General features: G+C 57.7%; 16 protein-coding genes. 11 read left to right on the top strand and 5 right to left on the bottom strand.

The window, feature by feature from the left end:
• Window positions 1-92 precede the first annotated feature (92 nt).
• Window positions 93-593: a L,D-transpeptidase family protein gene (locus MF268_RS17345; protein WP_238372125.1), complete on the top strand. Its 501-nt coding sequence runs from the start codon at window positions 93-95 to the stop codon at window positions 591-593.
• A 12-nt stretch (window positions 594-605) separates the two neighbouring features.
• Here the strand turns inward: MF268_RS17345 and dalA are convergent, their stop codons facing one another.
• Window positions 606-1,118 carry a divisome-associated lipoprotein DalA gene (gene dalA, locus MF268_RS17340; RefSeq protein WP_238372124.1) on the bottom strand — a complete coding sequence of 171 codons (513 nt, stop codon included), beginning with the start codon at window positions 1,116-1,118 and terminating at the stop codon, window positions 606-608.
• A 169-nt stretch (window positions 1,119-1,287) separates the two neighbouring features.
• On the opposite strand from dalA, the gene MF268_RS17335 reads away from it, so the two are divergent.
• Window positions 1,288-1,899 (top strand): L,D-transpeptidase, encoded by a 612-nt coding sequence (locus MF268_RS17335; RefSeq protein ID WP_238372123.1) that lies wholly within the window; start codon window positions 1,288-1,290, stop codon window positions 1,897-1,899.
• 138 nt (window positions 1,900-2,037) lie between these two features.
• A complete protein-coding gene (locus tag MF268_RS17330; protein WP_088631711.1) occupies window positions 2,038-2,220 on the top strand; it encodes a hypothetical protein in 183 nt (60 codons plus the stop codon).
• Window positions 2,221-2,287: 67 nt separating this feature from the next.
• Here the strand turns inward: MF268_RS17330 and hemH are convergent, their stop codons facing one another.
• Window positions 2,288-3,352: a ferrochelatase gene (gene hemH, locus MF268_RS17325; protein WP_238372122.1), complete on the bottom strand. Its 1,065-nt coding sequence runs from the start codon at window positions 3,350-3,352 to the stop codon at window positions 2,288-2,290.
• Between the two features lie 57 nt (window positions 3,353-3,409).
• The gene (locus MF268_RS17320) at window positions 3,410-4,228 is read right to left on the bottom strand and encodes a methyltransferase domain-containing protein (RefSeq protein ID WP_238372121.1); all 819 of its coding nucleotides are present in this window, start codon (window positions 4,226-4,228) and stop codon (window positions 3,410-3,412) included.
• A gap of 27 nt (window positions 4,229-4,255) precedes the next feature.
• On the opposite strand from MF268_RS17320, the gene MF268_RS17315 reads away from it, so the two are divergent.
• From MF268_RS17315 to MF268_RS17300, 4 genes are read left to right on the top strand one after another with little or no spacing between them, the layout of a single operon-like run.
• Window positions 4,256-4,975 carry a ComF family protein gene (locus MF268_RS17315; protein WP_238372120.1) on the top strand — a complete coding sequence of 240 codons (720 nt, stop codon included), beginning with the start codon at window positions 4,256-4,258 and terminating at the stop codon, window positions 4,973-4,975.
• A 39-nt stretch (window positions 4,976-5,014) separates the two neighbouring features.
• Window positions 5,015-5,272 (top strand): glutaredoxin 3, encoded by a 258-nt coding sequence (gene grxC, locus MF268_RS17310; RefSeq protein ID WP_238372119.1) that lies wholly within the window; start codon window positions 5,015-5,017, stop codon window positions 5,270-5,272.
• Entirely contained in the window at window positions 5,272-6,102 is an 831-nt protein-coding gene (locus tag MF268_RS17305) for a carbon-nitrogen hydrolase family protein (protein ID WP_238372118.1), read from the top strand. Before grxC ends, MF268_RS17305 begins: the two co-directional genes overlap by 1 nt.
• 29 nt (window positions 6,103-6,131) lie before the next feature.
• On the top strand, window positions 6,132-6,575 hold the full coding sequence (locus MF268_RS17300) for a MarR family winged helix-turn-helix transcriptional regulator (protein WP_088631705.1): 444 nt from the start codon (window positions 6,132-6,134) through the stop codon (window positions 6,573-6,575).
• Between the two features lie 3 nt (window positions 6,576-6,578).
• Here the strand turns inward: MF268_RS17300 and MF268_RS17295 are convergent, their stop codons facing one another.
• Window positions 6,579-7,616 carry a sodium:calcium antiporter gene (locus MF268_RS17295; RefSeq protein WP_238372117.1) on the bottom strand — a complete coding sequence of 346 codons (1,038 nt, stop codon included), beginning with the start codon at window positions 7,614-7,616 and terminating at the stop codon, window positions 6,579-6,581.
• 87 nt (window positions 7,617-7,703) lie between these two features.
• The gene (gene ubiG / locus MF268_RS17290; RefSeq protein ID WP_238372116.1) at window positions 7,704-8,453 is read right to left on the bottom strand and encodes a bifunctional 2-polyprenyl-6-hydroxyphenol methylase/3-demethylubiquinol 3-O-methyltransferase UbiG; all 750 of its coding nucleotides are present in this window, start codon (window positions 8,451-8,453) and stop codon (window positions 7,704-7,706) included.
• A gap of 49 nt (window positions 8,454-8,502) precedes the next feature.
• Between ubiG and pip the strand changes: the two genes are divergently transcribed.
• From pip to nusA, 4 genes are all read left to right on the top strand, one after another.
• Window positions 8,503-9,486, top strand: a complete 984-nt coding sequence (pip, locus tag MF268_RS17285) for a prolyl aminopeptidase (protein WP_238372115.1) — start codon at window positions 8,503-8,505, stop codon at window positions 9,484-9,486.
• A complete protein-coding gene (locus tag MF268_RS17280) occupies window positions 9,483-10,331 on the top strand; it encodes an ABC transporter substrate-binding protein (protein WP_238372114.1) in 849 nt (282 codons plus the stop codon). The genes pip and MF268_RS17280 overlap by 4 nt, the downstream gene beginning before the upstream one ends.
• A gap of 140 nt (window positions 10,332-10,471) precedes the next feature.
• On the top strand, window positions 10,472-11,062 hold the full coding sequence (gene rimP, locus MF268_RS17275) for a ribosome maturation factor RimP (protein ID WP_238372113.1): 591 nt from the start codon (window positions 10,472-10,474) through the stop codon (window positions 11,060-11,062).
• A complete protein-coding gene (nusA, locus tag MF268_RS17270; RefSeq protein ID WP_238372112.1) occupies window positions 11,063-12,691 on the top strand; it encodes a transcription termination factor NusA in 1,629 nt (542 codons plus the stop codon). It abuts the gene before it with no gap.
• Window positions 12,692-12,697: the final 6 nt, after the last annotated feature.

The raw sequence follows: 12,697 nt of genomic DNA, 5'->3' as shown, positions 1-12,697 counted from the left end.
AAAATTTAACCGCGTCTTTCCAATATTTGATTTCTCAAAATCAACCGGTAACGATATGGGTCATAAAAAAACCTATTGGGACAGTACGCATCATGAAACGCAGGTCGTTTGGTCTTGGATTGCTTGCTCTGCTGGCGATTCCGGGCTGCAGCAGCAAATTCAAACGGTATAACGGGCCCGAAGTCACATCCGTCGTGGTGAACAAGTCATCCGGGCAGATGTATCTTCTTCACCATACCGAAATTCTCAAAGCCTATGATATCGATCTGGGCTTTGCACCGGCCGGGCCGAAGCAGTTCGAAGGCGACGGGAAAACGCCCGAGGGCACGTACCTGATCGACAAGCGCAATCCGAACAGCAAATTTCACCTGTCCGTCGGGATCTCATATCCGAATGCCGAGGATATCGCTTATGCGCAGTCGCAGGGGAAAAGCCCGGGGGGCGATATCTTTATTCACGGCGAGCCCAACAAAAACCGCAAGCTTGCGAAGCGCAAGAACTGGACTGCTGGCTGCATTGCGGTAAAAAATCGTGAGATCGAACAGATTTATGCGATGGTCCGGGATGGCACGGTGATCACCATCCGCGCCTGATGAATGGGCAGCTTAGCTGCCCATTAACAATGTCCACCAGATCTTGCCGTTGCTTTCCTGATACCAGGAGAAACCAAGGTTCCGGGCATCCGGCGAAAGGATAACTTCGCGGGTGCCTTCTTCCTCCATCCACGCGGCAAGGGTCTCAAGCTCGGTTTCGTAAGTTTCCGAGATGTTTTCGCCCAGCATCCTTCCTGCATACCCGGTGCGCGCCACGCGTTGGATCGGAGAAGATCCGTCCGAGCCAAAGTGCCAGGGACGGTTCTGAACCGACATATCACGCGAGTGAGTCGCAGCCGCTGCATTAAGCTGCGCGTTCAATTCTACCGGTGAAACGCCGCGGGCCTGTCGCAAAGAATTGATCGAATCGAGCATGCGATATTCGATCTTGGACGAATCCGAAGCACGGATGCGATACAGTTTCGGCAATGGCTGACCATCCGCACCAAGTCTTGTCTCCGGCTGTGAAACGCAACCGGACAGTGCAATTGCAGCAGCTATTACCAAAGAAATTATGCGTATCATTCCGCACTCCGCTCGTGGAATCCAAACTTGCGTCTAGCTCAAGAGCAGATGCAACGATACTGTACATAAGTCAAATCTGACCGATGAACAGCGGATTGATTTGCGACTGCGTCATTCGCGCCATATCATCAAGGTCAGAACTAGTACCTTAGGCGAACGGGATGATCCAATGACCTATTCAAGCAAAAGCAAGCCGACCCGGCGCGGCTTTCTGGCTGGCGCCGCAACTATGCTCGCAACGCCGGCGCTGGCACAGACGGGTTCGGTTACGGACACCGCCGCGACCACCGAAATTGAACGCGATCTTTCGCAGACCGTGCGTCGCAATATCTCGAGCTTCCGGTCGCTCGAGTGGCAGCCTTACTTCAGCAACTTGCGCAAAGGCGCGATCCTTGTCGATGTCACCTCGCGGGCGCTGCATTTCTGGAGCGAGGACGGGCTGACCTACAAGCTATACCCCTCCAGCGTTCCGCTGACCGAGGACCTGACCCGCCGAGGTCGCACTTCGGTCGTCCGCAAAGTCGAAGGGCCCGACTGGCGGCCAACGCCGAACATGCTCAAGCGCAATCCCGAGTGGCCAAAGCACATACCGCCGGGTCCGGATAACCCGCTTGGCACCCATGCGCTGTACCTCGGCTGGCAGTATTATCGTATCCATGGAACGCATGATACACGCAAGATCGGGCGTCGGTCTTCGAACGGTTGTATCGGGCTCTACAACGAACATATCGCCGAGCTCTTTTCGATGACCCAGAACGGCACGCAAGTGTTGCTAATTTGACGACATTCCCGCTTGGCAACACGAACCGATACCAACAACCATTTGCAATCTATCTGTTTTGCTGGTTAGAAAAATGCACGAGGTAAGTCTTGGGCGCACGATTCATTGTTCTGAATTGTGCTTATTCTGGAGGTTAATATGAAGAAACTCGTTCTCGCCGCTGCACTGACCGCAGCAGCTTCGACCGCTTCCGCAGGTACGCTGGAAGAGCCGATCATCGAAGCACCGGTCATCGTAGAAGAAGCTGGTAGCTCCTCGAGCGGCATCATCCTGCCGCTGGTTCTGCTGGTTCTGGTTGCGGCCGCTGTCGCAGCTAACTAAGCGCGATACGGTACCAAAAGAAAAGGCGGTGGTTTTCCACCGCCTTTTTTTTGTGTCTGAAGATTAGTTAGTCGATCCAGCCTTTTAGGTTCTCTTCGATTACCGATGACAGGCAGCTTATGTGCGCCTCGTCGTCGTTCAGGCAGGGGATATAGGTAAAGGTTTCGCCACCCGCATGGATAAAGCTTTCACGGATCTCCTCGTTGATCTCTTCCAGCGTTTCGACACAGTCGGCTGAAAAGGCCGGGGCGATGACTGCGATGTTCTTTTTGCCCTCTTCGCTGGCCATCTTGGCCACTTCCTTCACCGTGTAGGGCTTGAGCCATTCCTCCGGTCCGAAGACCGACTGGAACGTCGTGCGGATGTCCGTATCGGCCCAGCCAAGACGTTCCTTCAAGAGGCGCGTCGCCTTCTGGCACTGGCAATGATAGGGGTCGCCATCCGAGAGATAGCGCAGCGGCATCCCGTGGTAGGAAACCACCAGACAATCCGGCTTTGTTTCCATATTGGCATAGGCGCGCTCTACCGATTGGGCCAGCGCGTCGATGTAATCGGACCTGTCGAAATAGGCCGGGACAGTGCGGCTCGCGGGTTGCCATTTCTCTTTCATCAAGGCGCGAAAGAAAGCGTCGTTTGCCGTGGCAAGTGTTGCGCCCGCGTAATGCGGGTAGAGCGGAAAGAAGAGGATCTTCTGGCAGCCCGCCTCGACCATCTGGCGCACCTTGTCAGGTGTGGACGGGTTCCCGTAGCGCATGCAGAAATCGACCATGACCCGGTCGCCATAGCGCGCCTTCATGGTCTCGGTGATCTTGGCTGACTGCTTTTTCGTTATGGTCAAAAGCGGGCTTTCGTCGTCCTCTTCATTCCAGATCGATTTATAGGCCGCGCCGCTCGAAAAAGGCCGCTTGGTCAGAATGATAAGCTGCAACAGTGGCTGCCACTTCCACTTGGGATAGTCGATGACCCGCTGATCGGACAGGAATTCGTTCAGATACCGCCGTATTGACCAGTAATCGTAATGATCCGGCGTGCCGAGATTTGCCAGCAGCACGCCGATCTTTTCCTCGGGGACTTTCGGATGGTCCTTTGGCGCGTGGGCAGGACAGGCGGCTGTCTTGGTCATCTCTTGCATGTGGATCTGTCCCTTGATGTACTTGTGACGGTGCAGATAACCGCTATCCGCGCTTCGTCAATCTTTGAGTGGCACCTCTGAGGTCTTCAGCGCATCTGCAAGTCTTGCTTGGGCCGAACCGGGGCGAAGCGGTTTTTGCTGGCTCTCATCTGGTGCCCAGCCTGTCAGGCAGGCCAATTCGAACGTGGCTCGCAGCCGTCCTGAATCCGTCGCGAAATGCGTACGATAAAGTTCTTCGGCGCGGTTGAATACTGCCTTGCCGGTGGGCCGTCGAAGCCTGTTCGCCATGGCGTTCGTCTCGCCCATATTTCGCAGATCGAGCAGCAGGTGGTGGAGGTCACGATACTCTGCGGTAAGAGGCACGGTGTCTGCCACTGGCAGTGCCAGCCCGGCCCGTTGCAAGAGCGCGCCAAGATCGCGAATTTCAGACATTGGTGCGATGCGCGGGGACAAGCCGCCGGTTACCTCGGTCTCGGCCTGACCAAGCGATGAGCGCAATTCGTTCAGCGTGCCACCACCCAGCAGGACACCAAGGAAAAGCCCGTCCGGCTGCAACGCCCGGCGCGATTGGATTAGCTGTCCGACCGGATCGTTCGCCCAGTGCAATGCCATGGCATGAACGACGAGGTCATGCGAACCCTGTTCCAGCGCAAGCACGTCGCTGTCGTCCACAATCCGGGCATCGGGAAAGACGGGCCGCCAGATTTCCGGAAACGGCGTGACGATCGCTGGTTTGTTTAGCCTTTTGTTAACCATGGACAGCCGATCCTGAACCTCCTCTTGAGCTGCGAGGTGCAGAAACAGCGCTTCCAGACGGGCCCTTGCCCTGTGCAGGCGCAGGGCGTCGCGGTCAAAGAGTTGGGGTGTGGCGTTCATGAAGCGCTATGTAATCGGAGGCGAAAGATGTTTCAAACGACAGTTCAGCTTTTGTATCCCCCGCGCTGCCTTGGCTGCGGAACAATGGTGAACAGCGATTTCGGTCTTTGCGGCACATGCTGGCGCGATACGCCATTTATTGACGGAACGGTATGCGACTCTTGTGGCATTCCGCTGCAGGGCCAAGAAGACAATCACCGGACGGAATGCGACGATTGCATGAAGAACCCGCGCCCCTGGGTCCAAGGGAGGGCAACGCTTCTCTACAAGGATCAGGCACGTAAGATCATTCTCGGGTTGAAACATGGCGACCGTCCCGAAGTTGTGCGTCCGACGGCTCTCTGGATGGCAAGATCGGCAAGGCCGCTCATTCGCGACAATATGCTGATCGCCCCAGTACCATTACACCGAAGCCGCTTGTTAAAGCGTCGATACAACCAATCCGCGTTGCTGGTGCAGGCATTGGTCCGGGAAACGGGGCTGCCTTACTGTCCGGATCTGCTGGTTCGCACGTCGCAGACTCCATCGCTCGATGGAAAAACCGCGCAGGAAAGGAAGGCGGTGCTGCAAGGTGCGATTACGGTGCATTCAAAGCGGCGGCATCGCCTGACAGGTCGGCCTGTGCTTATCGTCGATGACGTGATGACCTCGGGTGCCACGCTTTCCGCCTGCGCCGAAGCCTGCGCCGAGGCGGGCTCGGGTGACGTTTACGTGCTGGTACTGGCGCGGGTGCCAAAGGATGATTAGGTTCTGCGCTAACAAGTGACACAACGCGGAACCCAAGCGATGAAACAAGTCGAAATCTATACCTCCCCCCTCTGTGGCTTTTGCCATGCCGCGAAACGCCTGCTAACTCAGAAGGGTGTGAATTTCTCCGAAATCGATGTTCTGGCCCAGCCGGATCGCAAGCCCGAGATGATCCAGCGTGCCAACGGCGGGCGCACGGTGCCGCAGATTTTCATCGGTGATACCCATGTCGGTGGATGTGACGATCTCTACGCGCTCGACCGGGCGGGTAAACTCGACTCCCTGTTGGCGGCCTGATGAAAACCGCGCTGATCCAGCTGACCTCGTCAGACGACCCACGGGAAAACCTCGCAACCGTAAGAGAATATATCGATCAGGCGGTCGATGTCGGCGCGAAGTTCCTGCTGACGCCCGAAGTGACAAATTGCGTTTCGTCCAGCCGGGACCACCAGCGGTCCGTTCTGAGGACGGAAGAAGAGGACGAAACGCTTCCGGCTTTGCGGGAGAAGGCGAAGTCCCACGGAATCTGGCTGCTGATCGGCTCGCTCGGGCTCAAGACCACGGATCCGGACGGTCGATTTGCCAACCGGTCCTTCATGATCGGTCCCGATGGCGAAATTCGCGCGCGTTATGACAAGATTCACATGTTCGATGTGAATGTCTCTGCCGAAGAGACCTACCGCGAATCCGCAGGCTACAGGCCCGGCGATAAGGCCGTGGTGGTCGACACCGATTTCATGCCTGTTGGCATGACGGTTTGCTACGATGTCCGGTTTCCGATGCTCTACCAAAAACTGACGCTGGCGGGGGCAAAGGTGCTGACGGTTCCCGCTGCCTTTTCCTATGTTACCGGTGCGGCGCACTGGGAATCGCTTCTGCGCGCGCGGGCAATTGAAACCGGCTGTTTTGTTCTGGCCCCCGCTCAAACCGGCACGCATTCCGCAAGCGTGGGTAACACGCGCAAGACCCACGGCCACAGTCTTGCGGTTTCGCCGTGGGGAGAGGTCTTGCTGGATGCCGGAACGGAACCGGGCATTCACATTTTTGACATGGATGATAAATCAGTGGAACTTGCACGACAGAAAGTGCCGTCGCTGCAGCATATCCGCGCGTTCGACGGCCCTTGAAGACATTAGTCACTGGGAACTGAACGGCCATGTCCGAGGAAACAAATGCGCTCGCCGTGACCCTGTTCAGCGAGATTTTGGCCGCCGATCAGCTTATGCGTAACAGGCTGTCGAAAGTTTTACCCAAAGGCATGGAGATTTCGCATTTCTCGGTTTTGAACCAGCTTGTCTTTGTGGGAGGAGAGCGTTCTCCCGCGCAACTGGCCCAGACCTTTCACGTCACGCGCGGTGCGATGACTAATACCCTTTCGAAACTGGAATGGGCCGGTTACGTGCATATCCGCCCGGATTGGGACGATGCGCGTCGCAAGATGGTGGCAATCAGTCCAGCGGGCAGGCAAGCGCGCGATCACGCGGTCGCGTCGATTGCGCCGCTCATCAACGAAGTCGTCGGGGATATGGGAGCGGAAAAGGTGCGCACTGTTCTCCCCGTTCTGCGCGAATTGCGTGCCCGTCTGGAGCCGCGAGGCTGACCCTCAGAAAGCGAGGACCTGCAGGGCGATCGCGCCGAGGTAAATGCCAAGCAGAGAAAGACTGTCAAATCCTATCCCCGCCGGTCCGCTGCGTTCGCGCACGACGAGCCCGGCCAAGAGGCAGGTGGTCATCAGCGCGGCGGTAACAACCCAGAAGTAATCCTGGTTGGTGGCCGCATGGTAAAGAGACCCTTCTCGATAGGACACGTCGGCTGCGGTCAGGAACAACGTGTCAAACGTATTGCCCCCGATGATCCCGCCGACAGCAAGTTGCAGCGCGCCACGCCGAACGGCTGCCAAGGTCGTCACAAGCTCGGGCAGCGAGGTGACAGTTGCCGTCAAAAGCGCCCCGACCAGCGATGCCGAAATGCCAAGCCTGTCAGTAAGCGCCGAACCGCTCTGTGCGATCAGCCATCCGGAAAGACCCATGACCGCCATGAGACCTCCAAATTCGAGCCCTAGCCGCAGGGTCGTCTTCGACGCGGTCTGCTCGTCTTCATCATCGGGTGTGTCTTCGCGGGTTTCCTTTGTCTTGACCGGACGCCACATCGGCTCTTCTTGAACGGAACGGCAGACGAACAGGCCCGCGATATAGACCACCGGGATAAGGAAGGATGCTGGGTGAATGGCAAGTATCGTGAATTCAGGCGTTACGAGAGCCGCCATGGGGATCAGCAGCAGCAAGACCAGCAGAATCCCTTGGACGATATTCGTGACCTCGGCCGCCGCATGTTCAAGGTTCGCACGCCGAAACATCAAATCGGCGAAAGCCAGAAAAGCGGTCTGTGCCGCGATACCGCCAACGGAATTGGAAAACGCCAGCGACGCCCGCCCATCCAATGCGGCGGTAACCGAAACAACCGTACCGGACAAAGACGTCGCCGCGCCAAGAATGACACCACCGACAATTGCCTCGCCAAGACCGGTTCGGTCGGCAAGCTTGTCGGCCAAGCCCGTCATGAAAACGCCGGATACGCAGATCACGCCACCCGCGCAGGCAAAAACCAGCAGGATAATGGCAATGGGCAAGTCTGCCATCATGCGGGATGGCTCTCGGTCGGGTCGGTCAGGTACGCGCGGCGACGGGTCATGCGTTGCGAACGCCTGTCAGAAGATACGGTTCCGACATCAGGTTTCCTGTTTCAGCGACGCGGTCACGTAGTTAACCGAAAGATCGCGCGGAGAAATGCTCCAGCTCCACAGCACCGGGTTAAAGACGAATCCCTTGCGATCCACCGGTTTAAGCCCGGCTTTCGTCAACAGGTCAAACAACTCGTCCGGGGTGATGAATTTCGACCAATCATGTGTTCCCCGTGGAAGCCAGCGCATGACGACCTCGGCTCCGAAAATCGCCATAGCATAGGATTTCGGGTTCCGATTGATCGTCGAGCAGATATGCAGCCCGCCGGGTTTCAACAGTTCGCGGCAGGCCGTCAGATAGGCCAGCGGATCGGCGACATGTTCGACGACTTCCATGTTGAGCACGACATCGAACTGTTCTCCCGAAGCGGCAAGTGCTTCGGCCGTGGTGTTGCGATAGTCGATATCCAGACCTGATTGTTCGGCGTGCACCTGCGCGACCGGTATGTTGCGCTCGGCCGCGTCTGCGCCAACAACCTCGGCCCCCAGCCGCGCCATCGGTTCCGACAGCAGTCCACCGCCGCAGCCAATGTCCAGGATGCGCAAGCCGTTAAAGGGATTCGGCGTTTTCACGTCACGTTCGAATTCCCCCGCGATCTGAGTCGTGATGTAATCCAGTCGACAGGGATTCATCATGTGGAGAGGCTTGAACTTTCCGTTCGGATCCCACCATTCTGCAGCCATGGCTTCGAATTTTGCGACTTCATTTGGGTCTATTGTCGATTGCGACACTTGCATTCCAATCTCTGAATGACCTTTTGTATTCCGGGCAGTATATAGGTCAGTAATGGACAAAAACCCGGATCAAAAGCGTGCAGTTCAATATCTGCACCCCCCGATCGACCCTTTCGATCAGCGGATGCTCGATGTCGGGCAGGGCCACCGGATCTATGTCGAGCAATGTGGTAATCCCAACGGCCTGCCAGTGGTCGTTCTTCATGGCGGCCCCGGCGGCGGATGCAGCCCCGCGATGCGCCGGTATTTCGACCCCGAGGTCTACCGTATCATCCTTTTCGACCAGCGCGGGTGCGGTCGATCAAGACCGCACGCCTCGGTGACGGATAATACCACATGGCACCTCGTCGCGGATATCGAAGCTATCCGTGAAGTTCTTGGTATCGATAAATGGGTCGCTTTTGGCGGTAGCTGGGGTGCGACCCTCGCGTTGATCTATTCCCAGACGCATCCGTCCCGCGTCTGCAATATCGTGCTTCGCGGCGTGTTCCTGATGACAAAGGCGGAACTCGACTGGTTCTACGGCGGCGGCGCTGGGCGTTTCTGGCCGGAAACATGGGCAAGGTTCGTCGAGAAAATTCCGCCCGCAGAACGCCATGACATGATCGGCGCCTATCACAAGCGCTTGTTCTCCGGCGACGTGAATGAAGAGGTTCGCTTTGGTCGGGCCTGGTCCGCATGGGAAAATGCGCTGGCCTCAATTCAGTCGACAGGCGCGTCGGGGGAAAGCCCCGGTGAATACGCCCGCGCCTTTGCCCGGCTTGAGAATCACTATTTCATCAATGGCGGTTTCCTTGAATATGACGGGCAGATCCTGTCCCAGATGGACAGGATCGCCGAAATTCCGGGCGTTATCGTTCAGGGCCGGTATGACATGATCTGTCCACCTCATTCTGCATGGACCTTGTCGGAACTTTGGCCCAACTGTCAGCTCAAGATGGTGCGCAATGCTGGCCACGCCCTTTCGGAACCGGGCATCAGCGCCGAGCTCGTGCGCATCATGGACGACATCGCAAGGAAAGCCCGCTCCAAATGACCCGTATCGACCGTCGTGCCCTGTTTGCATCCGGTGCCGCAGCAGCGCTGCTGGCAGCGACGGGTCTGTCGCCGGACGCAAAACCGACGCGCGGGGGGCGGCTGCGCGTGGCTGTTTCGCGGGAACACGACCAAGTCACGGAACTGGCGCGCGGCGCGGCTTTCGATACACTTACCGAAGTCGCACCTGATGGCGTTCTGCGCGGTGAGCTCGCCGTTTCATGGCAAAGCGCGAATGACGCGCGTCACTGGGAATTCAAGCTTCGTGACGGAGTCGATTTCCACGATGGATCGCGCTTTGACGCTTCTGATGCAGTTGCGTCTCTCCTGTCGCAGGAATGGTTCGCTGACCGCCATATCGCGGCAGTCGAAGCGACCGGTTCTTCGACGCTCCGGATCGAATTGCACGAGGCAAATCCACAACTGCCCTTCCTACTGGCGAATCAGTCTCTTTCGATCTGCCCCGCCGATTGCGTCGACTCGGCTATGGCGACAGGGATCGGTACTGGGCTCTATGCAGCGCGGCGCATCGACGAGAACCGGCATTTCCTCGGCGAACGTGTCCCGTCGCATTACAAGGACGGGCAGGCTGGGTGGCTGGACGCAATTGATGTGATCGCTATTTCGGACCCGTCGGTCCGTGCCGAGGCGCTGCGTGACGGTTTTGTCGATGTGGCCGAGCTTCCGGCCCCGGACGGTGTCCTGAATCGGGGCGACTTCGCTTATCATCCATCGTCGCAGAACATTGCCATCGCGGCGCGACGAGGCGTCGGAATGCCCCGGGTGATCGGCGCCCGTGGCGCTCTGGATGACGGTCGGCTGGCCGAACGCTGGTGGATCGCCTAGGCGCTTTCCGTTTTCACCCTTGCAGACTCGGGTCATCCTGCGTATATCCCCTCTCAACAGCGGCGCGGCAGGCTCTGGCCTGACGCTCCACCGGAGAAGTGTAACGGGCCGCGCGCCCGTTTTTTTGTTTTTGGACACGTATGACCAACGATCTCATCGCAAAGGCCGCCATCGACCGACGCATGGCGGAAATCATCACACCGGTGATCGAGGACCTTGGCTTCGAACTGGTCCGGGTGCGCCTGATGTCGGGCAAGACGACTGTCTTGCAGATCATGGCGGACAAGCCCGGCGGCGGTATCGAGGTCGATGACTGCGCCGAAATATCGAATTCGGTCAGCGCGATCCTTGATGTCGAAGACCCTATCCTCGACGAATATACGTTGGAAGTTTCCAGCCCCGGAATTGACAGGCCGTTGACGCGTCTTAAGGATTTCGATGCCTATGAAGGCTACGAAGCCAAGATCGAGACGGCAGAATTGATCGATGGCCGCCGCCGCTTCAAAGGTACGCTTGCCGGCGTCGATGGCGATGAGGTGCTGATCAACGTGGAAGAAGGCACCATAGGCCTGAAGTTTGACTGGCTCAGCGACGCAAAGCTGGTGCTCAGCGATGATCTGATCAAGGAAATGCTGCGACAGCGCAAGGCGGCTGGCACGCTTCCCGAAGATCTGGACCAGGACGCATTTGACGAAATCGAGACTGAGAGCTCATCCGAGGAGAACAGATAAATGGCTATCACCTCTGCAAACCAGCTGGAGCTGTTGCAAACCGCCGAGGCCGTCGCCCGCGAAAAGATGATCGACCCCGGTCTGGTGATCGAAGCGATGGAAGAAAGCCTCGCCCGCGCTGCCAAGAGCCGTTACGGCGCAGAGATGGACATTCGGGTTTCGATTGACCGCAAGACCGGTCGTGCGACCTTTACCCGTGTGCGCACCGTGGTCGAGGATGAAGAGTTTGAAAACTACCAGTCCGAATTCACTGTCGCGCAGGCCAAGCAATACATGGCCGATCCGCAGATCGGCGACACTTTCGTAGAAGAAGTTCCCCCGGTCGAAATGGGCCGAATCGCAGCGCAATCCGCAAAGCAGGTGATTCTTCAGAAAGTGCGCGAAGCCGAGCGTGACCGTCAGTACGAAGAATTCAAGGATCGCGCGGGTACCATCATCAACGGTCTCGTCAAGCGCGAGGAATACGGCAACGTCATCGTCGATGTGGGCGCGGGCGAAGGCATACTGCGCCGCAACGAAAAGATCGGTCGCGAAAGCTATCGTCCGAACGACCGCATCCGCTGCTACGTTAAGGATGTGCGCCGCGAACCGCGTGGCCCGCAGATCTTCCTGAGCCGAACCGCTCCGGAATTCATGGCCGAGCTGTTCAAGATGGAAGTGCCGGAAATCTATGACGGTATCATCGAGATCAAGGCAGTGGCCCGTGACCCGGGTTCGCGCGCAAAGATCGCGGTGATCTCTTACGATGGCTCCATCGACCCCGTTGGCGCCTGCGTAGGTATGCGCGGCAGCCGTGTTCAGGCCGTTGTGAACGAACTTCAGGGCGAAAAGATCGACATCATTCCGTGGAATGAGGACCAGCCGACCTTCCTCGTCAACGCGCTCCAGCCCGCCGAGGTCTCCAAGGTGGTTCTCGACGAAGAAGCCGAGCGTATCGAAGTTGTCGTGCCGGAAGAGCAGCTTTCGCTTGCCATCGGTCGTCGCGGTCAGAACGTACGTCTGGCCAGCCAGCTGACCGGTCTCGACATCGACATCATGACCGAGGAAGAAGAATCCGCCCGTCGTCAGGCCGAATTCGAACAGCGTACTAAACTGTTCATGGATACGCTGGATCTCGACGAATTCTTCGCCCAGCTGCTGGTTTCCGAGGGCTTCACCAATCTCGAGGAAGTCGCCTATGTGGAATTGGATGAACTTCTCGTCATCGACGGCGTGGACGAAGATACGGCTGCCGAGCTTCAGGCACGTGCAGCGGAATACCTCGATGCGCAGAACAAAGCGGCGCTTGAAAACGCCCGTACATTGGGAGTTGAGGACAGCCTGGTTGAATTCGAGGGTCTGACACCCCAAATGATCGAGGCACTGGCCAAGGACGGTGTGAAGACGCTTGAAGACTTTGCCACCTGTGCTGACTGGGAACTGGCTGGCGGCTGGACCACGGTCGACGGCGAGCGGACCAAGGACGACGGTATTCTGGAACCCTTCGAGGTTTCGCTCGAAGAAGCGCAGAACATGGTGATGACGGCCCGTATCCAGCTTGGCTGGGTCGATCCGGCGGAACTCAAATCCGAAGAGGAAGAGGTTTCCGACGAATCCGAAGAAGAAGTCACCACGGAGGCCGGGGCCTGATAGGGG

Origin of the sequence: Heliomarina baculiformis (assembly GCF_019966545.1) — a bacterium.
In the GTDB taxonomy this organism is placed as follows: domain Bacteria; phylum Pseudomonadota; class Alphaproteobacteria; order Rhodobacterales; family Rhodobacteraceae; genus Heliomarina; species Heliomarina baculiformis.
This window is presented reverse-complemented; position numbering and strand designations above follow the sequence as displayed.

Bases quoted from the DNA above. Each gene is read 5' to 3' on its own strand.
- MF268_RS17345 (WP_238372125.1), top strand. From the start codon at position 93: ATGAAACGCAGGTCGTTTGGTCTTGGATTGCTTGCTCTGCTGGCGATT.
- dalA (WP_238372124.1), bottom strand. From the start codon at position 1,118: ATGATACGCATAATTTCTTTGGTAATAGCTGCTGCAATTGCACTGTCC.
- MF268_RS17335 (WP_238372123.1), top strand. From the start codon at position 1,288: ATGACCTATTCAAGCAAAAGCAAGCCGACCCGGCGCGGCTTTCTGGCT.
- MF268_RS17330 (WP_088631711.1), top strand. From the start codon at position 2,038: ATGAAGAAACTCGTTCTCGCCGCTGCACTGACCGCAGCAGCTTCGACC.
- hemH (WP_238372122.1), bottom strand. From the start codon at position 3,352: ATGCAAGAGATGACCAAGACAGCCGCCTGTCCTGCCCACGCGCCAAAG.
- MF268_RS17320 (WP_238372121.1), bottom strand. From the start codon at position 4,228: ATGAACGCCACACCCCAACTCTTTGACCGCGACGCCCTGCGCCTGCAC.
- MF268_RS17315 (WP_238372120.1), top strand. From the start codon at position 4,256: ATGTTTCAAACGACAGTTCAGCTTTTGTATCCCCCGCGCTGCCTTGGC.
- grxC (WP_238372119.1), top strand. From the start codon at position 5,015: ATGAAACAAGTCGAAATCTATACCTCCCCCCTCTGTGGCTTTTGCCAT.
- MF268_RS17305 (WP_238372118.1), top strand. From the start codon at position 5,272: ATGAAAACCGCGCTGATCCAGCTGACCTCGTCAGACGACCCACGGGAA.
- MF268_RS17300 (WP_088631705.1), top strand. From the start codon at position 6,132: ATGTCCGAGGAAACAAATGCGCTCGCCGTGACCCTGTTCAGCGAGATT.
- MF268_RS17295 (WP_238372117.1), bottom strand. From the start codon at position 7,616: ATGATGGCAGACTTGCCCATTGCCATTATCCTGCTGGTTTTTGCCTGC.
- ubiG (WP_238372116.1), bottom strand. From the start codon at position 8,453: ATGCAAGTGTCGCAATCGACAATAGACCCAAATGAAGTCGCAAAATTC.
- pip (WP_238372115.1), top strand. From the start codon at position 8,503: ATGGACAAAAACCCGGATCAAAAGCGTGCAGTTCAATATCTGCACCCC.
- MF268_RS17280 (WP_238372114.1), top strand. From the start codon at position 9,483: ATGACCCGTATCGACCGTCGTGCCCTGTTTGCATCCGGTGCCGCAGCA.
- rimP (WP_238372113.1), top strand. From the start codon at position 10,472: ATGACCAACGATCTCATCGCAAAGGCCGCCATCGACCGACGCATGGCG.
- nusA (WP_238372112.1), top strand. From the start codon at position 11,063: ATGGCTATCACCTCTGCAAACCAGCTGGAGCTGTTGCAAACCGCCGAG.